The sequence below is a fragment of the Pseudomonas sp. 3HC3 genome (assembly GCF_044904505.1).
In the GTDB taxonomy this organism is placed as follows: domain Bacteria; phylum Pseudomonadota; class Gammaproteobacteria; order Pseudomonadales; family Pseudomonadaceae; genus Aquipseudomonas; species Aquipseudomonas putida_Y.
On record NZ_JADDRH010000012.1, the window covers coordinates 20,184 to 42,777 of the forward strand.

20 protein-coding genes, 1 tRNA gene and 1 pseudogene are annotated in these 22,594 nt (G+C 61.2%); 7 read left to right on the top strand and 15 right to left on the bottom strand.

Features of this window, described 5'->3' with window-relative positions; all coding sequences use genetic code 11:
- Window positions 1–8: 8 nt before the first annotated feature.
- Window positions 9–1,508, bottom strand: coding sequence for a purine-cytosine permease family protein (locus tag INQ47_RS16755; RefSeq protein ID WP_404702134.1), 1,500 nt, complete (start codon window positions 1,506–1,508; stop codon window positions 9–11).
- A gap of 92 nt (window positions 1,509–1,600) precedes the next feature.
- The gene (locus INQ47_RS16760; protein WP_252460272.1) at window positions 1,601–1,990 is read right to left on the bottom strand and encodes a nuclear transport factor 2 family protein; all 390 of its coding nucleotides are present in this window, start codon (window positions 1,988–1,990) and stop codon (window positions 1,601–1,603) included.
- Window positions 1,991–2,200: 210 nt separating this feature from the next.
- On the opposite strand from INQ47_RS16760, the gene ycaC reads away from it, so the two are divergent.
- The 7 genes from ycaC to INQ47_RS16795 all read left to right on the top strand — a co-directional run bounded on the left by ycaC (window position 2,201) and on the right by INQ47_RS16795 (window position 9,740).
- Window positions 2,201–2,821 (top strand): isochorismate family cysteine hydrolase YcaC, encoded by a 621-nt coding sequence (gene ycaC, locus INQ47_RS16765; protein ID WP_209968059.1) that lies wholly within the window; start codon window positions 2,201–2,203, stop codon window positions 2,819–2,821.
- Between the two features lie 105 nt (window positions 2,822–2,926).
- Window positions 2,927–3,745, top strand: a complete 819-nt coding sequence (ppk2, locus tag INQ47_RS16770; RefSeq protein WP_252460271.1) for a polyphosphate kinase 2 — start codon at window positions 2,927–2,929, stop codon at window positions 3,743–3,745.
- 36 nt (window positions 3,746–3,781) lie between these two features.
- A complete protein-coding gene (locus INQ47_RS16775; RefSeq protein ID WP_404702135.1) occupies window positions 3,782–4,978 on the top strand; it encodes a monovalent cation:proton antiporter-2 (CPA2) family protein in 1,197 nt (398 codons plus the stop codon).
- 40 nt (window positions 4,979–5,018) lie between these two features.
- Complete coding sequence (locus tag INQ47_RS16780; protein ID WP_404702136.1) at window positions 5,019–6,116, top strand: AI-2E family transporter; 1,098 nt, start codon at window positions 5,019–5,021, stop codon at window positions 6,114–6,116.
- Between the two features lie 3 nt (window positions 6,117–6,119).
- On the top strand, window positions 6,120–7,634 hold the full coding sequence (locus INQ47_RS16785; protein WP_404702137.1) for an efflux transporter outer membrane subunit: 1,515 nt from the start codon (window positions 6,120–6,122) through the stop codon (window positions 7,632–7,634).
- On the top strand, window positions 7,631–8,728 hold the full coding sequence (locus tag INQ47_RS16790; RefSeq protein ID WP_404702138.1) for an HlyD family secretion protein: 1,098 nt from the start codon (window positions 7,631–7,633) through the stop codon (window positions 8,726–8,728). The genes INQ47_RS16785 and INQ47_RS16790 overlap by 4 nt, the downstream gene beginning before the upstream one ends.
- The gene (locus tag INQ47_RS16795; RefSeq protein WP_392522961.1) at window positions 8,718–9,740 is read left to right on the top strand and encodes a DUF2955 domain-containing protein; all 1,023 of its coding nucleotides are present in this window, start codon (window positions 8,718–8,720) and stop codon (window positions 9,738–9,740) included. The genes INQ47_RS16790 and INQ47_RS16795 overlap by 11 nt, the downstream gene beginning before the upstream one ends.
- 18 nt (window positions 9,741–9,758) lie before the next feature.
- Here the strand turns inward: INQ47_RS16795 and INQ47_RS16800 are convergent, their stop codons facing one another.
- From INQ47_RS16800 to INQ47_RS16860, 13 genes and pseudogenes are all read right to left on the bottom strand, one after another.
- Entirely contained in the window at window positions 9,759–11,471 is a 1,713-nt protein-coding gene (locus INQ47_RS16800; RefSeq protein WP_404702139.1) for a SulP family inorganic anion transporter, read from the bottom strand.
- Between the two features lie 176 nt (window positions 11,472–11,647).
- Window positions 11,648–12,748, bottom strand: coding sequence for a redox-regulated ATPase YchF (ychF, locus tag INQ47_RS16805; protein WP_021784760.1), 1,101 nt, complete (start codon window positions 12,746–12,748; stop codon window positions 11,648–11,650).
- 24 nt (window positions 12,749–12,772) lie between these two features.
- The gene (gene pth, locus INQ47_RS16810) at window positions 12,773–13,357 is read right to left on the bottom strand and encodes an aminoacyl-tRNA hydrolase (RefSeq protein WP_012270476.1); all 585 of its coding nucleotides are present in this window, start codon (window positions 13,355–13,357) and stop codon (window positions 12,773–12,775) included.
- A 79-nt stretch (window positions 13,358–13,436) separates the two neighbouring features.
- The gene (locus INQ47_RS16815) at window positions 13,437–14,030 is read right to left on the bottom strand and encodes a 50S ribosomal protein L25/general stress protein Ctc (protein ID WP_209968047.1); all 594 of its coding nucleotides are present in this window, start codon (window positions 14,028–14,030) and stop codon (window positions 13,437–13,439) included.
- Window positions 14,031–14,148: 118 nt separating this feature from the next.
- On the bottom strand, window positions 14,149–15,090 hold the full coding sequence (locus tag INQ47_RS16820) for a ribose-phosphate pyrophosphokinase (protein ID WP_003247410.1): 942 nt from the start codon (window positions 15,088–15,090) through the stop codon (window positions 14,149–14,151).
- A 48-nt stretch (window positions 15,091–15,138) separates the two neighbouring features.
- Window positions 15,139–15,213 (bottom strand) — tRNA-Gln (locus tag INQ47_RS16825).
- Between the two features lie 20 nt (window positions 15,214–15,233).
- Window positions 15,234–16,094, bottom strand: a complete 861-nt coding sequence (gene ispE, locus INQ47_RS16830; protein WP_404702140.1) for a 4-(cytidine 5'-diphospho)-2-C-methyl-D-erythritol kinase — start codon at window positions 16,092–16,094, stop codon at window positions 15,234–15,236.
- 4 nt (window positions 16,095–16,098) lie between these two features.
- A complete protein-coding gene (gene lolB / locus INQ47_RS16835) occupies window positions 16,099–16,716 on the bottom strand; it encodes a lipoprotein insertase outer membrane protein LolB (protein ID WP_209968043.1) in 618 nt (205 codons plus the stop codon).
- A 4-nt stretch (window positions 16,717–16,720) separates the two neighbouring features.
- Window positions 16,721–18,442, bottom strand: coding sequence for a tetratricopeptide repeat protein (locus tag INQ47_RS16840; RefSeq protein ID WP_209968041.1), 1,722 nt, complete (start codon window positions 18,440–18,442; stop codon window positions 16,721–16,723).
- Between the two features lie 255 nt (window positions 18,443–18,697).
- A pseudogene (locus INQ47_RS16845) lies at window positions 18,698–18,829 on the bottom strand (IS5/IS1182 family transposase); the annotation flags it as partial.
- Between the two features lie 81 nt (window positions 18,830–18,910).
- Entirely contained in the window at window positions 18,911–19,636 is a 726-nt protein-coding gene (locus tag INQ47_RS16850) for a phosphocholine cytidylyltransferase family protein (protein ID WP_404702141.1), read from the bottom strand.
- Window positions 19,633–20,235, bottom strand: a complete 603-nt coding sequence (locus INQ47_RS16855) for a type 1 glutamine amidotransferase (RefSeq protein ID WP_245354980.1) — start codon at window positions 20,233–20,235, stop codon at window positions 19,633–19,635. Before INQ47_RS16855 ends, INQ47_RS16850 begins: the two co-directional genes overlap by 4 nt.
- On the bottom strand, window positions 20,232–22,592 hold the full coding sequence (locus tag INQ47_RS16860; protein WP_404702142.1) for a PEP/pyruvate-binding domain-containing protein: 2,361 nt from the start codon (window positions 22,590–22,592) through the stop codon (window positions 20,232–20,234). Before INQ47_RS16860 ends, INQ47_RS16855 begins: the two co-directional genes overlap by 4 nt.
- Window positions 22,593–22,594 lie beyond the last annotated feature (2 nt).

A 22,594-nucleotide genomic window follows, 5' to 3' on the forward strand; every position in this document is an offset into this window, starting at 1 on the left:
GTTTCCAGTCAGGCCATTTCGGCAGTGGTCACAGGCGTATGCGCGGTGTTTTTGCAACGCACCCATCGCGGGCCCGAGGGGCCATACACGCCAGCAGGTTCAGGGAACAGGTTGAGCAACAGCAGGTACAGCACGCCAGCCAGCCCCAGCGTGACCGGCAGGCTCAGGTCGATGCCGCCAGCCAGGTCACCCAGTGGGCCGACGAACTGCCCCGGCAGGTTGACGAAGCACAGGCCGACCGACGCGCTGGGGATCCACGCCCCCATACCGCGCCAGTTCCAGCCGTGCAGGAACCAGTAGTGGCCACCACGCTGGCCGCGGGTGAATACCTGCAGGTCATCGGCGTGGTAGAAGCCGCGGCGGGTAATCAGGCCAAGGATCATGATCACTATCCACGGGCTGGTGCAGGTAATGATCAGCACGGCAAAGGTCGATACGCTTTGCACCAGGTTGAAGGTGAAGCGGCCGATGAAGATGAAGCCGATCGCCAGCACGCCGATCAGCAGCGTGGCGCCGGCACGGCTGAGCAAGCGGGGGAACACGCTGGACATGTCCAGGCCGGTGCCATACAGCGCGGTGGTGCCGGTGGACATGCCGCCAATCACCGCAATCAGGCACACCGGCAGGAAGAACCAGCTAGGGGCAACTGCCAGCAGGCCGCCGACATAGTTGTTGGCGGCAATGTAGTCCGGTGCCTGGGTGGCGACCAGGGTGGCCGTACACAGGCCGAACAGGAACGGAATCAGCGTCGCCCCCTGTGCCGCGATCACGGCCAGCATGATGCGCGCCTTGGGTGTTTCACGCGGGATATAGCGTGACCAGTCACCCAAAAACGCACCGAACGACACAGGGTTGCTCATGGCCAGGATCGCCGCGCCGACGAACGCAGCCCAGAAACCTGCCTGGCCAAGGTTGACGCTGCCTGCGTAGCCCGCATCGAAGGGCCCGGCAAAGGCGACGATGCCCAGCAGGAACAGCAGGCTCGAGGCCCAAACGGCAATCTTGTTGACCCACAGCATGAAGCGGAAGCCAAAGATGCATACCACCAGTACCAGCACCGCGAACAAGCCGTAGGCCAGGCCCAGGGTCAGGTCGGTCTCTGGCAGGCCGGCCAGGCGCTTGGCACCACCGACCAATGCATCGCCCGAGCTCCACACCGAAAGCGAGAAAAACGCCACCGCCGTGAGCAGCGACAGAAACGAGCCGACGATGCGCCCGTGTACGCCAAAGTGCGCGCCTGATGAAACGGCGTTGTTGGTGCCGTTAAGCGCACCGAACAGCCCCATCGGTGCAAGGATCAGCGCGCCGATGCCAACGCCGAGCAGAATCGCCCACACACCCGCCTGGAATGACAACCCGAAAAGCACCGGGAAGCTGCCCAGTACGGCGGTAGCGAAGGTATTGGCACCGCCAAAGATCAGGCGGAACAGGTCTAGCGGGGAGGCGTCGCGTTGATCGGCGGGGATCTGTTCGACGCCGTTGGTCTCGATACCGGTCGAGTGGCTCATGGTGGTGCTCCAGCGCGGTTGTTATAGCCTGCGCAGTGCGCGGGCCTTTTTGTGGGTGCGATGGCAGGGCGGCAGCGCCGCGTAAAGGGTGATCAGGCCGGCGTTACGACCGACAGGTGCTCGTGGCAGGCCAGCCACTGGTCACCATGGCGGCGGAAGACAATGGTCTCGCGCTCGCTCAACGGGTGCTCTTCACCGCCGATGCGGATACGCGTGGCCACATCGTGCATGAAAATAGCCACGTCGCCGTGCAGGCTTACGTGGGCGTTCCCCGACTCGCAGGCAAGCACGGCAAAGTCCTCGGCCTGCCACTGGGCCCAGAGCTCTTCATAGGCGCGACGCGACAGCAGCGGATGCGCCAAGGTGTGGAACAGAAAGGTGGCGTCTTCGCTGAAGCAGGCGAAATAGCGGGCGGTGTCGTTGCTGGCGAACGCCGCGACGAGGTCGGCGGCGGCTTGCCGCACTTGAAGTGTCTGGTCCACGGGAGTGGCCTCACGGTTTATTGTGATTGTGGTGAAGCGATTCTGGTGGCGGTTGGCGAGGGGAAAAATCGCTGTCGGCAAATAATCAGTTCAGAAATTTGTGAAGTGATGGGGGGCACGCCAGAACAGGCAAGCCGACTGACGGTCTCTCCCACCCACCATCCTTGCCTACGCTGATACTCCCAACCCGCTGAAGCAAGGAGATCCACCGTGGCCTTCCAATACACGCGTCTGGACAAGAACAACGCAGCCGTACTGCTGGTCGACCACCAAACCGGCTTGCTCTCGCTGGTAAGGGACATCGACCCCGACCGCTTCAAGAACAACGTGTTGGCCCTGTCTGACCTGGCCAAATACTTCAAGCTGCCGACCATCCTCACCACCAGTTTCGAGACGGGCCCCAACGGCCCGCTGGTGCCGGAACTGAAAGAGCAGTTCCCTGATGCCCCCTACATTGCGCGCCCGGGCAATATCAACGCCTGGGACAACGAAGATTTCGTCAAAGCGGTAAAAGCCACCGGCAAGAAGCAGCTGCTGATTGCTGGTGTGGTCACTGAAGTATGCGTGGCCTTCCCGGCCCTGTCGGCATTGGAGGAGGGCTTCGAGGTATTCGTCGTCACCGACGCCTCTGGCACGTTCAACGAACTGACCCGTGACTCGGCCTGGCGACGCATGGAGGCTGCCGGGGCGCAACTGATGACCTGGTTCGGCGTGGCCTGCGAACTGCACCGTGACTGGCGCAACGACATCGAAGGGCTGGGTACTCTGTTTTCCAACCATATCCCGGACTACCGCAACCTGATGACCAGCTATAACAAGCTAGCCAAATAGTGCCTCCTGGGGCTGCACGACAGCCCCCATATCAATCTGCAAGCGAAGCGGCAAACTGGCATTAATCGACCATACTGACTCTTCATTCGCCTTCAGGAGAGTGTCATGTCGAAGCCGTCCAGGAAGAAGCGCTCCCAGGAGCAACCAGAAAAGTTGGGCGGCAAGGCCTACGAAAAAGCGCTCAAGAACCTGCATGTAGAGTTGGTGAAACTACAGGAGTGGGTGGTCGCCAAGGGCCTGAAGGTATGCATCGTCTTCGAAGGCCGCGATGGCGCCGGCAAGGGCGGCACCATCAAGGCCATTACCGAGCGTGTCAGTCCGCGGGTGTTTCGTGTAGTGGCGCTGCCCGCACCGACCGAGCGGGAAAAGACACAGATGTACCTGCAGCGCTACCTGGGCCATCTGCCAGCGGCGGGTGAAGTGGTGATCTTTGATCGCAGTTGGTACAACCGTGCGGGCGTTGAGCGGGTAATGGGCTTTTGCTCTGGCGAGCAAGTGGACAAGTTTCTGACCGGTGTACCTGTGTTCGAGAGGGTCATGGTCGATTCGGGGATCATCCTCATCAAGTACTGGCTTGAAGTCAGCGCCGATGAGCAGACCCGGCGCCTGCAGGACCGCATCAACGACGGCCGCAAGCTGTGGAAGTTATCGCCGATGGACCTCAAGTCGTATACCCGCTGGGATGACTACACCCAAGCGCGTGACGATATGTTCCAGGCATCGGATACCGCTTGGGCACCTTGGTTCGTGGCCAATTCCAACGACAAACGTCGCGCCCGACTGAATATCATCAGCCATCTGCTCAGCCGTATTCCTTACAAAGACATAACCCGCGACCAGCACGTGAAGCTGCCCAAACGCGGCAAGATCGGCAAGTACACGGCTGTCGCCTACCCGTTCAAGTTCGTCGAAGAACGCTTCTGAACCCCTCCCTGCCGGGAGCTGCGAAGGTACGAGTTCATGCCACATGACGGCAGCCTGTTGCAGGCGACGGTGGTATTCCTTTTGGCTGTGGTGCTTCTGGTACCGCTGGCGCAGCGTCTGAAAATGGGCGCAGTACCGGGATACTTGTTGGCGGGCATCCTGATTGGTCCGTCGGTGCTTGGCCTGCTTGGCAACCCGGACAACGTGGCGCGGCTGTCGGAAATGGGCGTGGTCATGCTGTTGTTCGTGATTGGCCTGGAGCTGTCCCCAAGGCGACTGTGGACCATGCGCCGGGCGCTATTTGGCGTCGGCAGCTTGCAGGTGGGGCTGACCGCCGTACTGCTTGGGCTACTGGCATTCTGGCTGTTCGACCAATCAAAACCTGCCGCCATCGTGCTGGGTCTGGGCCTGGCACTGTCGTCCACCGCCTTTGGCTTGCAGGTACTGGCCGAGCGCAAGGACCTTGGCAAACCTCATGGCCGCCTGGCCGTGGCCATCCTGCTGTTCCAGGATATTGCCGCCATTCCCTTGATTGCCGTGGTGCCGCTGCTCGGTGGCGATGTCAGTACGGCTGACGAAGGTGCCTGGCCTTTGTTGGCTGTGGTTGTCGGCATTGGTGTGCTGATTGTTTTTGGCCGTTATCTGCTGACCCCGATATTCAAGTGGACGGTGGGTTCGGGCCTGCCTGAACTGTCGACCGCCACGGCCTTGCTGGTCGTGTTGGGCACCGCCTGGTTGATGGAGCATGTGGGTGTGTCGATGGCGCTGGGGGCCTTCCTGGCCGGCGTGCTGATGGCTGAGTCGCCGTTTCGCCACGAACTGGAAACCCAGATCGAGCCGATCAAAGGCCTGTTGCTGGGACTGTTCTTCGTTGGCGTAGGTATGAGTGCCGACCTGCGCCTGCTGTTCGGCATGCCGCTGATGGTGTTGGGCCTGACGTTGCTGCTGGTCGCCATCAAGCTGCCCTTGTTGTATGGCCTGGGGCGCACGATGGGTGGGCTCAACCAGGCCCAGGCGCTCTGCCTGGGTGTGGTGCTGGCTTCGGGGGGCGAGTTCGCCTTCGTGGTGTTCAAGCTGGCGCTGGAGCACCAAGTGCTCACGCAAGCGGTACACGACCTGCTGGTGCTGGCCATCACCTTGTCGATGGCGGTGGTGCCCCTGGTAATGATGGCCTTGGCGCGGCAACTGCGAGACGACAGCCTTACGCAGGCAAGCTCTGGGACGGATCAGTGAATTGCGCCTTGCTGGCGCATTGAATGTTCGGAGGTCAAACATGCAGCCAGGTATCAAGCTGGACAGCGCCCTGTCGCGGGGCCTGCTCGATGTGCTCATCAAGGCAGGCCTGGTGGCAGTCTTGGTGACCTTCGCCTTTCAGGTGTTCCAGCCGTTCCTGGAGTTGATGCTGTGGGCGGTGATTCTGGCGGTCACCTTGTACCCACTGCATTGCCGCATCCAGCGCCGCACCGGGTTCAGGCAAGGTTATGCGGCGACGCTGTTGGTGCTATTGGTTCTGGTAGTGCTGCTGGTGCCTATCTACCTGGTGGTGATGTCCATCGGCGAATCGGTGGACAGCCTGGTGACGCTGCTCAAAAGCGGCGCCTGGAGCGTGCCGGTCCCGCCTGATTCCGTGGCGACCTGGCCACTGATCGGGCCGAAGGTGCATGCGCTGTGGTTGGCGGCCTCCGAAAACATGGCCAGTGTACTGAACCAGTGGATGCCCCAGATCAAGGGGGCCGGGCTAACGGTGCTGGGCGCTGCGGCCAGCGCCGGTGGGGCCTTCCTGCTGTTCATCGGCGCGATCATCATTTCCGGGGTCATCATGGCCTTCGGTGATCGCGGTGAAATCGCTGCGCAGCGTATCGCCATGCGGGTATCAGGCGAAGAGCGCGGTAAACCCTTGGCCAAGCTGTGCACCGCCACCATTCGCGCAGTGGCGCAAGGGGTGATCGGCATTGCCTTCATCCAGATGTTGCTGATCGGTGTCGGTTTTGTCGTCAAAGGGGTTCCCGGTGCCGGGATGCTGGCCATCGCCATCCTCATGCTGGGCATTGCACAGGCCCCGGCGACGCTGGTTACCGTGCCGGTGATCATCTATATGTTCAACGTCGAAGGTTTTACCGTGGCGACCATCATTTTTGCCATCTACACCTTCGTCGCCGGCCTTGCCGACAATGTGCTCAAGCCGCTGCTGCTGGGGCGCGGGGTTGATGTACCGATGCCGGTGGTACTGATCGGGGCATTGGGCGGCATGGTGGTCAAAGGCATCATCGGCTTGTTCATCGGCCCGGTAATCCTCGGCGTGGCGTACGTGCTGTTCTGGCAATGGGTTGCGCTGCAGGTGCCGGAGCAACCGGCACCACCCGTCGCCTGAGCCATGCCCAACCGCTGCTATGGCCTGGGGCTGCTGATGGTGCTGGCCGGTTGCACTCAGGTTGGTCCGGATTTCGAGAAGCCCCAAACGCCGTGGTTGGACGGCTGGAGCACGCCCATGCTGGAGCAGGCAGGGCGCAGCGCGGCGGCGCCCGACCTGCGCCAGTGGTGGGCGGTGTTTGCCGACCCGACGCTGGATGCGCTGATAGCCGAGGCCGATACCAACAACACCAACCTGCGCGTGGCTGGCCTGCGTATCGCTGAAGCTCGTGCCCAGTTGGCCATCGTGCAGACCGGGCGTTATCCGCAGCTGCAGCAACTGAGTGCGCAGAGCCTGTACCTGAAGCAGAATCAGTCTGGTACGCCTTCGGCCCGTGATTCAGTGTTCTGGCAATCCAGCGTGGGCTTCGACATCGGCTGGGAAATTGACTTCTGGGGCCGTTTCAGTCGCGCCATCGAAAGCGCCGATGCCGTCTATTTCGCCTCCCAGGCCAACTACGCCGATGCCATGCTGCTGCTGCGTGCGCAAGTGGCCGACACCTACTTTGCCCTGCGTACCGCCGAGGCGCGGCTGGCTATCGCACAAGAGAACGCCAAGCGTCAGGCGCGTAGCCTGGAGATCACCGAGCGGTTGTTCCGCCACGGCGAAAATGACGAACTCGACTGGCAGCAGGCGCGTACTCAATACCTGGCGACTCTGGCCACCATTCCCGAGTTCGAGAACCAGCTCAACGCCCTGCGCAATGTGCTGTGTTCGCTGCTCGGCCGCCCGCCCGGGCCGCTGCCGCAACTGGAGGCCGGCCGTGGCCAACTGCCCTTGCCAGAGCGGGCAGTGTTGCAGGATGTACCTGCCAGCCTGCTGCAGCGCCGCCCGGACATTCGCGCCGCCGAGCAGGCAGTGGCAGCGCAGTCGGCGCTGGTCGGGGTGGCCGAGGCCGATCTTTATCCACAATTGAACTTGCTCGGCAGTATCGGCTGGACCTTTTTATCGGCCAATCATCTGCCCGACACCTTCGACCTGGCTGCTGGCCCAAGCCTGATCTGGAACCCGTTCGACTATGGCCGGCGCAAGAACACCGTACGCGTGGAAGATGCCCGCTTGCAGCAACTGATCGAGCTGTACCAGCAGAGCGTGCGCGAAGCCGCCCGTGAGGCCGACGATGCAGCCAGCGGGCTGGTGCGCTCGCTGCAGAGTGCAACCATTCGCGACCAGGCCTCTCAGGCTGCGCAACGCTCGCTGAATCTGGCCAGCTCGCAATACCGCGAAGGCTTCGCCGATTTTCAGCGGGTGCTCGATGCTCAGCAACTGCTGTTGCAGCAACAGGACGGTTACCTGGTCAGCCGTGGCAACGCGGTCAGCAGCCTGGTGACCTTGTACAAGGCTCTGGGTGGTGGTTGGGATGCCAGCCGCGCGCCGATCGACCCAGCCACCCGCCAACAAATGCAACAACGCACCGACTGGGGCGAGTTGCTCGACGAGCCAGCCCCCACCGCGCATGCACAAGGTGAAACCGAATGAGCGACGCCACGCCAACGCCGCCCCCGTCAGCCCCGGATCGCGGCATGCGCTGGGTGCTGCTGCTGATTGCCATCAGCCTGCTCTGGTACTTGCTGGCTGACCGATTTACGCCATACACCCAGCAAGCCCGCCTGCAGGCTTACGTGGTCCCGGTGGCCGCCGAAGTGGCCGGGCAGATCAAGCGTGTGGCCGTGGGCAACAACCAGGAGGTGCGCCAGGGCGATGTGCTGTTCGAACTCGATCAGGAGCAATACCGCATTGCCCTGGCCCGTGCCGAAGCCGACCTCGATACCGTGCGCCGGCAGATTGGGGCCAGTACCGCCGGCATCGATTCAGCGCAGGCAGCGTTGGTGGCAGCCCAGGCCAACGCGCGCAAGGCGCGGCAGGACGCCGAGCGCCTTAAACGGTTGATTGACGAAGACCCCGGTACGGTGTCGGTGCGCCGCCTGGAAGGCGCCCAGGCCAACCGCGACCAGGCCATCAGCCAAGTGGCGGCGGCCCGTGCTGAGGTGGAGCGCGCCCGTGAGCAGCAGGGCGGGGCACAGGATGACAACGCCCAACTGCGCAGCGCTGCGGCCAATGTGGAAAAGGCGCGCCTGGACCTTGCCCGTACCGTGGTGCGGGCTGACGCGAACGGGCTGATCACCGATCTGCGCACAGACGTTGGCCATTATGTCGGGGCGGGCAGCCCGATGATGACCCTGATCAGTATCCATGACGTGTGGATAAGTGCCGACATGACCGAGAACAACCTCGGGCGCTTGCGCCCTGATACCCCGGTGCTGGTGGTGCTCGATGCGCTACCTGGCACCGTGTTGAAGGGGCGCATACGCAGCATTGGCTACGGCGTTAGCGTGGGGCAGAGCACGCCGCCGGGTACGCTGCCGACCGTGAAGAACAGCCGCGAATGGCTGCGTTCGGCGCAGCGCTTCCCGGTGATTGTCGAGCTGGAGCGCGACCAGCTTCAGGACAAGACCGTGCTGCGGGTCGGTGGTCAGGCCGAGGTCATGGCCCTGCCCAGCGAAGGCAACCCGCTGAACCTGCTGGGCCGGTTGTTCATGTGGCTGATGAGCTGGCTGTCGTATGCCTATTGAATTGCGCCGCTTGCGCGCACTGCGCCTGGCCTGGGGTGTGGCGCTGTGCCTGGCGGTGAGCTTTGGTATCGGCTTGCCGGTGCCGATTCTGGCGCCGGTGTTCGCGGTGCTGTTACTGGCCATGCGCAGTCAGCCATTGCCCCTGCGTGCGGCACCGGCCCTGGCGCTACTGGTGCTGCTCGCTTGCGGCAGCGGGTTGCTGCTGATTCCGCTGTTGCGCCATGCTCCGTTGGCCGGGGTGTTACTGGTCGGGGTGGGTGTTTTCCTGACCTTGCGCTATGCACTGAAGGGCGGCAACGGCCTGCTGGCCAACCTGCTGGTGATCGGCCTGACCATGATCGCCGCTGCCGGCACCAGTGACTTCACCCTGGCATTGTCGGTGGTCGAAGCGCTGGCCAAAGGCATGCTGCTGGCAGTGCTGGGCACGTCGGTGGCGCATACGTTGTTCCCCGAACCTGCCAATGCGCCAGCACAGCCGGTGCCGCCGCTGCTGGGCAGTGAGCATGTCAGCTGGGTAGCGCTGCGTGCCACGTTGATCGTGATGCCGGCCTTTCTGCTGGCATTGATCGCCCCCGACCAGTACATGCCGTTGATCATGAAGGCCGTGAGCGTGGGGCAACAAGCCGGCGAAACCCGCGCGCGGCACGCCAGCCGGGAGCTGATCGGTTCAACCTTGCTTGCCGGGGTGTTGGCGATAGTGCTGTGGGTAGCGCTGAGCCTGTTCGTTCACCTGTGGATGTTCTTCTTGTGGGTACTCCTGTTCGCCCTCTGGCAGGCTCGACGCCTGTACCAGGCGGTGCTGAGCCGGCAGGGCCCGGCGTACTGGGTCAGTTGCCTGACGACCATGCTGATCTTGCTGGGGCAGTCGGTGCAGGACAGTGCTGCCGGGCAGGATGTGTACAAGGCGTTTGCGGTGCGAATGGCGCTGTTTCTGGCGGTATCGGTGTATGCCAGCGCCATGTTGATCTGGATTGACCGGCTTCGGAGTCGGCGCGGGCTTCTTAGCGGTTAAGCCCGGCTCCCAGGGAATTCAGGGTTGCCAATCAACCCCACTCTCTTCCAGATAGGCATCCACCGCTGCGCCCACCGTCGGATGAAAGGCTTTCTCCCCTATAGGTTCGAACAACTCGAACTGCCGCATCTTGTCCTTCACCGGGTCCTTCATTTCGGCAAACTGCAGCTCCACCCCCCGCGCCTCCAGTGCCCGGTCCAACTCGGCCAGCATGTCCGCCGAAGTGATATCGATGCTGGTCACGGGCTCAGCGGCAATCACTACCCGCTGCACAGGCGTTGGCGACGCGTCCACCGCCGCCATCACCGTGTTCTGGAATTGTTCGGCGTTGGCAAAGAACAACGGCGCGTCCCAGCGCAGCAGCACCAGCCCTGGAATACGCCGGGCTTGTGGATAACGCTGTATGTCATGGTATCCGCGCAGCCCATCGGCCCGGCCGAGCACCGCGTAGTGCGGCCGCCAGCCGTCCCACAGGAACTCGATCACCGACACCGCCACAGCAATGCCAATACCGGGAATGGCGCCAAACACCGCCACGCCGACAAAGCAGGTGAACGACAGCCAGAACTCCCACTGCTGCATGCGGAAGATACGCTTGAGGTCAGCAAATTCGAACAGCCCCAGTGCAGCGGCAATCACCACCGCAGCCAAAGCGCTGTTGGGCAGGTGCTGCATCAGATTGGGCGCTACCAGCAGCAACAGGATCACCGCCAGGGCGCCGATGATGCCGGTGAGCTGGGTCTGCGAGCCGGCGGCTTCAGCCACAGGGGTGCGCGATGAACTGCTGCTGATCGGGATGCCCTGGAATAGTCCGGAGGCCAGGTTGGCCACGCCCAGGCCGAACATTTCCTGGTTGGGGTTTACCGGCATCTTGAGACGCGCGGCATAGGAGCGTGACAGCACACTGGTGTCGGCGAACGATACCAGCGCCACGGCAATCCCGCCCAGTAGCACCTCGACCAGGTCAATGTCGCTAACCCAGGGGAACACGAAGCTTGGCAGGCCCTGGGGCAATTGCCCGAGTACCTTGACGCCCACCTGATCAAGGTTGAACAGGCTCACTGCCAGCGTCGCCAGTACCACGGCGATCAGGATGCCCGGCAGGCGCTTGAACGGTTTGAGCAGCAGAATCAGCCCCAGGCTACCGGCACCCACGATGAAGCTTGGCCAGTGCCCTTGGCCGGCGAAAAGCGCCTGGCCCAAGTACCAAAGGTCGCGCAAGGGCCCTTCGCTGTCGACTTTGATGCCGAACAGCTTGGGCAACTGGCTGATCAGTACGGTCAGGGCGATGCCGTTCATGTATCCATAGCGGATGGGCTTGGACAGCAACTCGGTGATAAAGCCCAGGCGCAGCAGCCCGGCAATCACACAGAACGCCCCGGCGACCAGTGCCATCATGCTGGCGATGGCGATCGCCCGCTGCGGGTCGCTGGCGGCGTACTGCACCACCACAGCCAGGATAGGCGCGGCCAGCGCCGAGTCCGGGCCCAGCACGAGGATGCGGCTGGGACCGAACAGGGCGTAGGCCAGCAGGGGGATGATGGTGGCGTACAGGCCATAGATGCCGGGGACGCCGGAAGCCTCGGCGTAGGCGATGCCCACAGGCACCAGCATGGTGGTGAGCACCAGGCCGGCTGCGATGTCCTTGGGTAGCCAGGCTGCCTTGTAGTGGAGCAGGGTGACCAGGCCGGGTAACCAGCGTTGCCAGTCTGAACGAGTGGGTTGGGGCATGGTGTCGGCTCTGGGCGAGAAGGGCGCTGAACCTCAGCTTAGATGCTGGGGGCGAGGGCCGCTTTGCGGCCCAGAGCGACACAAGGCCGCCCCTGCAAAGGGCGCGCATGCCAGGGCAAAACAAAACCCCTTGAAGCGCAAGCCTCAAGGGGTTTGTGTGTGCTGCAGGCTACCGCTTAGACGTTGAAGCGGAAGTGCATCACGTCGCCGTCTTTGACGATGTAATCCTTGCCTTCCAGACGCCACTTACCGGCTTCCTTGGCACCGGCTTCACCCTTGAACTGGATGAAGTCGTCATAGGCCACCACTTCAGCGCGGATGAAGCCTTTTTCGAAGTCGGTGTGGATAACGCCGGCTGCCTGCGGGGCAGTGGCACCGACGCGAACGGTCCAGGCGCGTACTTCCTGCACGCCGGCAGTGAAGTAGGTCTGCAGGTTCAGCAGCTCGTAACCGGCGCGGATCACGCGGTTCAGGCCAGGCTCTTCCAGGCCCAGGGCCTCGAGGAACATGTCCTTCTCTTCACCGTCTTCCAGCTCGGCGATTTCTGCTTCGATCTTGTTGCACACCGGCACCACTACCGCGCCTTCTTCCTCGGCAATGGCCTTGACCACGTCCAGGTGCGGGTTGTTGTCGAAGCCGTCTTCGGCCACGTTGGCGATGTACATCACCGGCTTGCTGGTCAGCAGGTGGAAGCCACGGATGACGGCCTTTTCGTCGTCAGCCATGTGCTTCATCAGGCTGCGCGCGGGCTTGCCTTCGGTGAAGTGCGGGATCAGCTTTTCCAGAATGGCCTTTTGCGCCAAGGCTTCCTTGTCGCCGCCCTTGGCGTTGCGGGCTACCTTCTGCAGTTGCTTTTCGCAGCTGTCGAGGTCGGCGAAGATCAGTTCGAGGTCGATGATCTCGATGTCACGCTTGGGGTCGACGCTGTTGGAAACGTGGATCACGTTCTCGTCTTCGAAGCAGCGCACCACGTGGGCAATGGCGTCGGTCTCGCGGATGTTGGCGAGGAACTTGTTGCCCAGGCCTTCGCCTTTCGAGGCACCGGCAACCAGGCCGGCGATGTCGACGAACTCCATGGTGGTCGGCAGGATGCGGTTTGGCTTGACGATCTCAGCCAGCGCAGCCAGGCGAGCGTCGGGCATAGGTACGATGCCGCTGTTTGGCTCGATGGTGCAGAAAGGGAAATTCTCCGCCGCGATGCCAGACTTGGTCAGGGCGTTGAACAGGGTGGACTTGCCGACGTTGGGCAGGCCGACGATGCCGCAATTGAAACCCATGGGTATTCCCCTCTCTAAAGGAAATCAGGCCTTCTGGCTGTGCAGCTCGCGCATCGCCTTGGCGAAATCGCCGGCGAGCACGTCCGGCAGCACGCCGAGGGCAAAATCGATGCTGGCGTCGAGCTTCTCCTGCTCGGCGCGCGGCGCGCGGCCCAGGACGAAGTTGGATACCAGTTTGGCGTCACCCGGGTGGCCGATGCCAAGCCGCAGGCGGTGGAAGTCGTTCTGGTTACCGAGCTGCGCGATGATGTCGCGCAGGCCGTTGTGCCCACCATGGCCGCCGCCGCGCTTGAGCTTGGCAACGCCCGGGGGCAGATCGAGTTCGTCGTGTGCCACCAGTATCGCTTCCGGCTTGATGCGGAAGAAATTGGCCAAGGCCGCTACGGACTGGCCGCTGCGGTTCATGTAGGTGGTGGGGATCAACAAACGAACGTCGTTGCCCTGATGGCTGAATTTAGCCGTCAGGCCGAAATACTTTTTGTCAGCGGTCAGCGAAACACGCTGGGCGCTGGCAATGCGTTCAACGAAAAGAGCCCCTGCGTTATGCCGGGTCTGTTCGTATTCGGGGCCGGGGTTACCCAGGCCGACGATCAACTGGATGGCGGTCACGTCAGGGGCTCTTCCTTGGAGTTGGTGGGTTACAGTGCGCGCGGCACTGTAACCCGATCAACGCCGGCGTGCGAGTGGATTACTCGGCAGCGCCTTCTGCTTCTGGAGCAACGCGTGGAGCGTGAACGTTGGCAACAGCTTTGTCATCACCGTGGGCCAGAGCGACGAACTCTACGCCTTTCGGAGCTTTCAGGTCCGACAGGTGGATGATGGTGCCGACTTCGGCGTTGGCCAGGTCAACTTCGATGAACTCAGGCAGGTCTTTGGCTTCGCAGGAAACTTCGATCTCGGACTCAACGTGGGAGATCTCGCCGCCTTTCTTGGCCGGGGCTTCTTCGTTGATGAAGTGAACCGGAACCTTGGCGGTCAGTTTCTGGCCAGCAACGACGCGGACGAAGTCAGCGTGCATGATGAACTGCTTGGCTGGGTGGCGCTGCATGGCCTTGATGATGACGTTCTGCTTAACACCGTCAACGTTCAGCTCGATAACGTGGCTGAAGGCAGCTTCGTTTTCGAACAGCTTGGTGATTTCCTTGGCCAGAATGGTCAGGGATTGAGCTTCTTTATCACCACCGTAGACAACGGCAGGGATGCTCAGCGAGTGACGCAGGCGGCGGCTCGCACCTTTCCCCAGGTCAGTACGCGCTTGGGCGTTCAGAATAAAATCAGTCATTTTGTTTCTCCAAAATAGCCCCCCGAGGGCGTTTGCGACCAGCGCCAACGGGGATGGCAAAAAAGCCCCGCCCCAACACAGGTTGGGGCGGGGCGCTTCACATCAACACGTGTCCCGCTTAGCGGAACATCGCGCTGATCGATTCTTCGTTGCTGATGCGGCGTACCGCTTCAGCGACAACCGGTGCGATATCCAGCTGGCGGATACGGTCACAGGCTTGAGCAGCGGCGGACAGCGGAACGGTGTTGGTCACCACCAGCTCGTCCAGTACCGACTTCTCGATGTTCTCGATCGCGCGGCCCGACAAAACAGGGTGCGTGCAGTAGGCGTAAACCTTGGCAGCGCCGTGCTCTTTCAGGGCTTTGGCCGCGTGGCACAGGGTGCCGGCGGTGTCGACCATGTCGTCTACCAGGATGCAAGTGCGCCCTTCGACGTCGCCGATGATGTGCATAACCTCGGAGTGGTTAGCCTTTTCGCGGCGTTTGTCGATGATACCCAGATCGACGCCCAGGGACTTGGCGACAGCGCGTGCGCGCACGACACCACCGATGTCCGGGGAAACGATCATGAGGTTCTCGAAACGCTGGTCTTCGATGTCGTCAACCAGTACGGGCGAGCCGTAGATGTTGTCGACGGGGATATCGAAGAAGCCTTGGATCTGGTCAGCGTGCAGGTCGACGGTGAGTACACGGTCGATACCTACGACAGTGAGCATGTCAGCAACGACTTTGGCGCTGATGGCTACACGTGCCGAACGCGGACGGCGGTCCTGGCGGGCATATCCGAAGTAAGGAATCACGGCGGTGATTCGGGATGCTGAGGAGCGGCGGAAGGCGTCGGCCATCACTACCAGTTCCATCAGGTTATCGTTGGTCGGAGCGCAGGTCGGCTGAATAATGAAAACGTCTTTACCGCGAACATTTTCATTGATCTCAGTACTGATCTCGCCGTCGGAGAATTTACCGACAGAGACGTCACCGAGAGGGATATGCAGCTGACGTACGACACGCCGAGCCAGATCGGGGTTAGCGTTCCCCGTAAAGACCATCATCTTGGACACGCGCAGTACCTGAAGGCTGAGGGTATACCTGGATGAGTATAAGGAAAATGGCAGGGGCGGCTGGATTCGAACCAACGCATGGCAGGATCAAAACCTGCTGCCTTACCGCTTGGCGACGCCCCTGTATCTGTTGCTGCGAACGCTCATGCGCTCGACTTCTTGACCAGACTTTGCAGCTTGCGATGCAACATCGAAATATTGCTTCCTTTCGCCACAAACCCTGTTTGGGTCGCTGAAAGAAGGGCCAGAACTTTATCAGCTTCGGCTTTGCTTGGGAAGGCCCCAAACACACAACTTCCAGTGCCGGTTAGTCGAGCCTCAGTGAACTTTCCCAGTGAATTCAACGCATTGCGAACTTCAGGGTAATTCTGCTCTACCACCGGTTGGCAGTCATTTCGACTGTTTCCCTCGGGAACGGGGCGCATCTTAAGGGGGAGAGAATCACGTGTCAACTGTGGATGTGAAAAAATTTCTACTGTGCTGACAGACACTTGCGGCACCAGCACGACATACCAGGGTTCGATCGGGTCGACCGGGGTCAGTTGCTCCCCTACACCTTGCGCGAACGCTGCGTGGCCGCGTACGAACACCGGCACATCGGCGCCCAGGCGCAGACCCAGTGCGGCCAGGCGGTCTTCGTCCCAGTCCAGTTGCCACAGGTGGGCGAGGGCCAGCAGGGTGGTCGCGGCGTCCGAGCTGCCGCCGCCGATACCACCGCCCATGGGCAGTAACTTGGTCAGCCAGATGTCGGCACCTAGGGTGGTGCCCGATTGCGCCTGCAACATACGCGCGGCCCGCACGATCAGGTTGCTGTCGTGGGGGACTGCCTCGATCTCGGTGTGTAAGTGGATCACGCCATCGTCACGCAGGGCGAAGCTCAGTTCGTCGCCGTGGTCGAGAAACTGGAACACCGTTTCCAGCTCGTGGTAACCGTCCGCGCGGCGGCCGATGATGTGCAGCCACAGGTTGAGCTTGGCCGGGGCGGGCAGGGTGAGCTTGTGCATGGGATCAGTGCCCCAGCTGGCGTGGCTGCCAGTCCTTGACCACCAGGGTTACGTCCAGGTCCTTGCCGTGCAGCTTCAGGCGCTCGGGCAACCAGTAGCCGTTCTGTTCGGTGTAGCTCAGGTACTGCACCTGCCAGCCATCCTGGTCCAGGCTGGCCAGGCGGCTGTCGCCGTCCAGGGTCAGCTTGCTCTTGCTGTCGGGAGCGGGCAGGCCGCGAACCCACCAGACAAGGTGCGACACCGGCAGTTGCCAGCCCAGTTGCTCTTCCAGCAGCGCTTCAGGGCTGGCAGCTTCGTAGCGGCCCTGGTTGGCCACCTCCAGCACGACGCCACCCGGGCGGCCGGTCAGGCGTGCGGCGCCACGACCCAGTGGGCCGGCCAGGCGAATGTCATAGTAGTCCTGGCGTTGCAGCCAGAACAGCGTGCCGCTGCCAGAGTCGCGCGGGGCACGGATGCCTACCTTGCCGCTGATCTGCCAGCCATCAAGGTTGCTCAGTTGCTCTTTATGGGCGCGCCACTGTTGCGGGTCGCCGTGGCCCTGCAGGGCTTCTCGGCTACCGAAGCCGGCACAGCCGGCCAGCAGGGCGATCAAGGTAAAGGTGATGCAATGGCGCAGGAACATGGCGTTAAAGAGTCTCGGATCCGGTCAGGCGCAAAAGGGTCTTGCGCAGGATAGGGCTGTCGGCCTGGGCTTCGAAGCCCTTGGCCCATACATGGCGAGCTTCGCGGCGCTTGCCGTTGGCCCACAGCACTTCGCCCAGGTGGGCGGCCACTTCGTGGTCGGGGAAGTTGGCAAAGGCCTGGCGCAGGTAGGTTTCAGCGACGTCGAGGTTGCCCAAGCGATAGTTGACCCAACCCAGGCTGTCGAGCACTGCCGGGTCATCGGGGGTAAGTTGGTGGGCCTTGTCGATCAGCACCTTGGCTTCGGCATAGCGGGTGGTTCGGTCGGCCAGGGTGTAGCCCAGGGCGTTCAGGGCCATGGCGTTTTCTGGCTCGCGGGCGATGATGGCGCGCAGGTCTTTTTCCATCTGCGCCAGATCGTTGCGCTTTTCGGCCAGCATGGCGCGGGTGTAAAGCAGGTTGAGGTCGTCCGGGTAGCGCTGGATGGCTTGCTGCAGCACCTGGTTGGCCTGGGCGTCCTTGTTGTTGTTGCTATAGCTCTCCGATTCGATCAGGAATAGCTGGATGGCGTAGTCTGGCTGTGCTTCGCGCGCTTCGGCGAGCAGGCGCGAGGCATCACTGCCGCGGCCGTTGGCGATCAGGATGTCGGCCTGGCGCAGCTGTGCCGGCAGGTAGTCTGGGCCTGGGCCGACCAGGGCGTATTCACGCAGAGCGCCAGCAGGGTCGTGGCGCTCCTCTTGGATGCGGCCCAGGTTCAGGTGCGCGGCGTCGACGTTGCTGTCTCGCTCGACCAGTTCCTGCAAGTAGCCTTCGGCTTCATCCCAGTCTTTGTTCTCAAGGCACACCAGCGCCAGCGAGTAGCGCAACTCGTCATCATCGGGGTATTGCTGGACCAGGCTGATGAATTCGCCTTTGGCATCGGCGATACGATCCTGTTCGACCAGGGTGCGAGCGTAGGTCAGGCGCAGGCGTTTGTCGTCCGGGTTGTCGCGAATTGCCCCACGCAGCAGTGGCAGGGCTTCCGGACCACGGTCCAGGGCCTGCAGCAGTCGGGCGCGCAGCAGGATCGGAGCGACTTCGCCGTTTTGTGGCGGGTGCGACTCGAGCAGTTCCAGGGCTTCTTCTGTCTTGCCGTCCTGGTTCAGCAACAAGGCCTTGCCGAATATCAGCTGGCCGTTGTCGGGGTATTTCACCAGCAGGCGTTCGAAACTATGTAGCAGGCCGTCGCGGGTGCTCTGGTCGGTTTCGGCTGCAGACAGGGCGAGGAAGTCGAAGTGGGTGTCGCCCTTGCCCTGCAGTACCTTTTCCATGTAGGTCATGGACTCGTCATAGCGACCGGCGCGGGCCAGCTGGATGGCGGCGGCGCGCTGTGCGTCGAGGTTCTGCGGGTCGTTGCGCGCCCAGACCAGCGCATTCTCCAGTGACGGCTCGTCGGCGCCGAGGTACTCGGCAATGCGGTAGGCGCGCTCGGAAACCCCAGGATCCTGGGTTTTTGCCGCCTGATCGGTGTAGTTGGCCAGGGCGATGTCGAAACGGTTGCGCTGGCCGGCCAGCTCTGCCACCAACAGGCTATAGAGTGTGTCCTGCTTGAACGAGCCATACACCACGGGCTTTTCCGCCTCCCCCTTGCCAGCTTCGGCAACGGGAGGCTCGGCCTTTTGCGGGGCCAGGCTCTGGCAGCCCTGGAGCAGGGCGAATGCAAGCAGCAATGCGTATGGTTTGTTCATAGAAAGGCTTATAGGAGGACTCACCGGCGGTCGGAGCATGATGACACAAGCGTGGAGGCAAACCCACCTGCGAAGGTCGTGGTTTACAGGCTGGGTGGTGCTGAGTAGGACAGCGGGGTGGGGGAGAGGTTCGAGGGGGCTTCTGACGCAATGACCCAGCCCCTGCCTGTATATTTTACGTCCCTGGAAGCAGGAAATGGGAGAGCACAAGCGCCATGAGAAGCGTAAAGTGCGGAGTTAGGGGCTGTTCCCGTTTCACATGGGTAGCCAAAGAAAGGCGCAGGCCATGGCCACTGCGCTTTCATAATTCCGCTTGAGCTTGTCGAAGCGCGATGCGGCCGCCCGCTAGTGCTTCAACCGGGCGAAGGCGTTTTCAACCAGGTGCAGCCTGAAAAACCTTGAGCCATTTACCCGCCGCGATCCTCGAATCTACCGTCAGGGTTAGTCGCACCGACAATTTTGTCGAGATCACCGGTCAGGATAGATCCGCTCGTATAGTGCCACGTCGCTGGGGCAGTCAATTTCTCCCCAGGGAGCGTGCGTCGCCACGCCGGCGACTGGAAAACCTTCGCTGACTAGTGTCCCTAAAAGCGATGTCATGTCAGTTTGGTCGCGTGCCTGAGGCGTGAGCCCTTGCAATTGCTTTGTCAACGCCTGCCAACCCGCTGGCGTGACTTTGAACAAGCCCATGTACTGGCCCTGAATGACTTCAAGACTGGTAGCGGTCTGCCCAATAGCGCTCACCCATCCATCGACTAAGCGGAAGTTCTCCAGATCTGCTAGCGGATCGTTGAAGCGTTGCTGCCAGAGACGCACTGCAGTGGGATCGTAGCCCAGGACAATATCGGCTGGATGGTTAATTAGCTCGGATACTAGGGTGCTGTCGTAGAAGATGTCACCGTAGCTAACAAGGCAAGGCTCTGCGCTCAACCAATCGCTGGCGCAATTTAGAGAGCTGAAAATACCGGAGCTGTGCCAGCGGTGGTTGTGAAACAAAGTGTCGGCGAATGGTGTAAGCATTTCGCTTCGATAGCCTGCAACGATGCCAACCTCGCTGACATCGCATCGACGGAGCGTTTCAATCGCGCGCTGTAGCAGTGGCACACCGTTAAAGGGTACCAAGGCCTTGGGGCGTTCATCGGTCAGGGCTTGTAAGCGGCTCCCGCGACCAGCAGCAAGAATGATGGCTTTCATGAAAAAGCTCCAAAGGCATGTCGCACACGTTGAATATCCAATGGATCGGCAGGTAGTTCTCGCTCGGGGTGCCACATGATCCCGGTATGCCGACGGTGGTCGTCATACACAGCCTCGATCACGCCGTCGTCGGCCAGGGCTAGTACGCGGTAGCCGTCGGGCGCCTCGCGAAAGCCGTATTCATGATAGGAATTCACTCGCCGCCGTTGTTCTTGCATGTTGATCATGTGCTCACCTACATGGCCGGCCAAGCGTTCCAAAGTGCCGCCAGCTCGCGTCAACATTACCTGCATGCCGCGGCATACACCGAGCACCGGAAGCCGTAGATTTTCCGCAAGGTCAAGCAAGACCCTCTCAGTGACGTCGCGTGTGTCGGCTGTCCCACTGAGGGCCTGGCAACTCCCTCCACCAGTAAGCAGGAGGCCCTGAGGGCGCAATGATTGGACTAACGCCATGCTGACTCTCGGATCGTTTGGAAGGTACAGCGGGGTCAGCCCACATTGGCCTAAAAATTCAACCCAGCGCTGGTCGAGCGCGTCCCGCCATTCCTGGCGTTCGGCGTTGAACTGCCTGAGCATGGTCAGCCCAACCAAAATCATGCCAGCACCTGTATACGCCGCTCGGCGCAGTCGAGCAGCAGGCTTGTCGCCGCCAATAGGGTTTTGAATCGAGTATCGCCCACGCCGATAGCTGCGGGAATGGCGAACTCTCGCGCTCGGATCGACATATGCGAGTTCTCGCCTCCGTAGGCGGTGATGAAACCAGCAATGCGGTGGGTAAAAATCCAATCAAAACCCGGATCAGCGTTTTCGATTAAGACAATGCAACCCTCTATGTCCGGTGCCAATTGCCCTGGAAGCACATGGGCCACCCGCGCATGAGTGGCACTTCGAGTGATGAAGTTGGGATTGCACCAGTGCACTCGATGGCCGAATAGATCTTGCGGCTGACAGATGATGCTTGGCGTACGGACTAACTGCGTTTCATACCAGCGGCAGCGGTTGTGGACAATCGCTTGGTGCAAACGTTTGCGATCAATGTCGGCGTAATCGCGGGTAAAGTCGGTGATTTGCGCAAAGCTGAGTTGGTCGCGGTCAAGACCATGTACCTCACCCCAATCGCATAGTGAGCGCAACACATCCGAAACAAACGCTGCATAGAGGTATTTGAGCTTCTCGCGCGATGCAATAGCGGCTTGAGCAAATTGGAGGAACTGCTCGGCGGAAACGTTAAGACCGCACTGGTCGAAAGCTTGCTGCATGGCGTTGACCTGGGCCCGAGATACAGTTAGCCCGTTCGTAGATTTTGGGGGGCGTTGTAATGGGCGCTGCCAGTCAAAATAACTCTCCGGAGTCTCGTCGTAGCGCGCCACACGTATATCGTAGGTACCCGGCCGGACATGACCGTGGAGCTTTAGGAAATCGTCCTTATGCAAAGTCTGGAAATCGTTGGCCATCTCGCGACCGATACTATTGACCCCTCCGGTCACATGATCGATGAAACCGGCAGATACTACCCCCGCTGTTTCCAGCGATTTAATTATTGCGGTACCTACGAACGCTGCACGGGCAGCGCCAGCGAATACTTCAGCGACCACGTTGGCCGCCGATAGAGCATTCCTCATACGTTGCAAGGACTCGCCCCGAGGTTGCCTCGCCATTAAACTCTGCACCTTGTCAGTAATACTCGGTAGACGTGTCAGGTCGGAGAAGAACGGGCCGCTGGGGGAAATAATGTGCTCGGTCAACTGGCGTAGCTCGTTCAAGTAGCATTCGTGCTGCTTGGTACTAAGAGTCCGGAGCGCCGGCAGCGCGGCAGCGGCATCGGGGCTAGTAAGCTCTGGCGTGAAGCAAGTAGGAATGATCGCGAACTCGATCTTGTCATGCAGATGAGGATGCATGGCCAAGTACTCGCCGCACTGTTCGACTACGCGCTCGGCAACATCTTGAGGTACCGAGGCCGGGATGAATGACTCGATGCTGTGGGCAATGCAGATGTAAGGAGAGCCACCCACCTGGTACATCAGCGGTTTGCGCCGCAGATCCCGGTAGCCGTATCGGAATCTGGCAGAGGCCCAATTAAGGTCAGTGATCAGCTCCTTATATAGCGAGTAGGCTAGCGCCCGCGGCTTGGTACCGATCATTTCCGCCGGGTTCCAGTCCGGCATAAGGCCAAGGAAGGCGGTCGACGTAGGACGCAGATGGTGTTGCTTGCAGATCAGCTCTTCGAGCTGGGAAACCTCGTGCTCCAAAACTTTGCGTAGTTGGGCGTCGGCAAGTGCGCTGGCACTACGGGGCCCATCTGCGGTCATGGGACGTACTTGGAATAGCAGAGGGCCATCGACAGTGATCGCGAACTCTATGTCCAAGGCATCGCGCCCGGTTAGAACTTGTACCTCTTCGAGCAAAGCAAACAGCCCTGGTAATTCCGCAGGCTCGCTTGCCGCTTCGCTGCCAAGGGAGACGAAAGCATGCACAGTCTCGTTGCCGGTAGTGACACCGTCAGTACTGGCACCTGGTACATAGTCAACTACGTAATATGGCAAACCCGTCTCTGGATCACGGGTCATCGCCACTCCGCTGGCCAATACTCCTCTCGCCATCTGCTGCACCAGCACCTCATCGCGCTCGCGAGCTAGGCCGTAGGAGGCGATCACCGTCTTGATGGCTTCGCCGAGTGCCTGGCCGCCACACACATCTAGAACTGACGCGTACATTCCTGCACCGGAATGGCCGTCGCGGTCTTCGGCTAGGCAGCTGGATCGTACAATCAGCGGCTCATCGCCAAAGAACGCCTGACAGTGCGCGATCACTGCCTGCCAGTCCTCCCGCCACTGTGCCACGGTGAATCGATGAAGGGGCAACACTTGCCCGGTGCTCAGAAGTGGTGCCAGTTGCTGCAGGGTATCGGCCTTGCCGGAAAAAGCGAACACGGGAGAAGGATTTACTGAGTGCATAT

Coding starts and splice junctions, on each gene's coding strand:
- INQ47_RS16755 (WP_404702134.1), bottom strand. CDS start 1,508: ATGAGCCACTCGACCGGTATCGAGACCAACGGCGTCGAACAGATCCCC.
- ppk2 (WP_252460271.1), top strand. CDS start 2,927: ATGTCGAAGCCGTCCAGGAAGAAGCGCTCCCAGGAGCAACCAGAAAAG.
- INQ47_RS16775 (WP_404702135.1), top strand. CDS start 3,782: ATGCCACATGACGGCAGCCTGTTGCAGGCGACGGTGGTATTCCTTTTG.
- INQ47_RS16780 (WP_404702136.1), top strand. CDS start 5,019: ATGCAGCCAGGTATCAAGCTGGACAGCGCCCTGTCGCGGGGCCTGCTC.
- INQ47_RS16785 (WP_404702137.1), top strand. CDS start 6,120: ATGCCCAACCGCTGCTATGGCCTGGGGCTGCTGATGGTGCTGGCCGGT.
- INQ47_RS16790 (WP_404702138.1), top strand. CDS start 7,631: ATGAGCGACGCCACGCCAACGCCGCCCCCGTCAGCCCCGGATCGCGGC.
- INQ47_RS16795 (WP_392522961.1), top strand. CDS start 8,718: ATGCCTATTGAATTGCGCCGCTTGCGCGCACTGCGCCTGGCCTGGGGT.
- INQ47_RS16800 (WP_404702139.1), bottom strand. CDS start 11,471: ATGCCCCAACCCACTCGTTCAGACTGGCAACGCTGGTTACCCGGCCTG.
- ychF (WP_021784760.1), bottom strand. CDS start 12,748: ATGGGTTTCAATTGCGGCATCGTCGGCCTGCCCAACGTCGGCAAGTCC.
- INQ47_RS16815 (WP_209968047.1), bottom strand. CDS start 14,030: ATGACTGATTTTATTCTGAACGCCCAAGCGCGTACTGACCTGGGGAAA.
- ispE (WP_404702140.1), bottom strand. CDS start 16,094: ATGCACAAGCTCACCCTGCCCGCCCCGGCCAAGCTCAACCTGTGGCTG.
- lolB (WP_209968043.1), bottom strand. CDS start 16,716: ATGTTCCTGCGCCATTGCATCACCTTTACCTTGATCGCCCTGCTGGCC.
- INQ47_RS16840 (WP_209968041.1), bottom strand. CDS start 18,442: ATGAACAAACCATACGCATTGCTGCTTGCATTCGCCCTGCTCCAGGGC.
- INQ47_RS16850 (WP_404702141.1), bottom strand. CDS start 19,636: ATGAAAGCCATCATTCTTGCTGCTGGTCGCGGGAGCCGCTTACAAGCC.
- INQ47_RS16855 (WP_245354980.1), bottom strand. CDS start 20,235: ATGATTTTGGTTGGGCTGACCATGCTCAGGCAGTTCAACGCCGAACGC.
- INQ47_RS16860 (WP_404702142.1), bottom strand. CDS start 22,592: ATGCACTCAGTAAATCCTTCTCCCGTGTTCGCTTTTTCCGGCAAGGCC.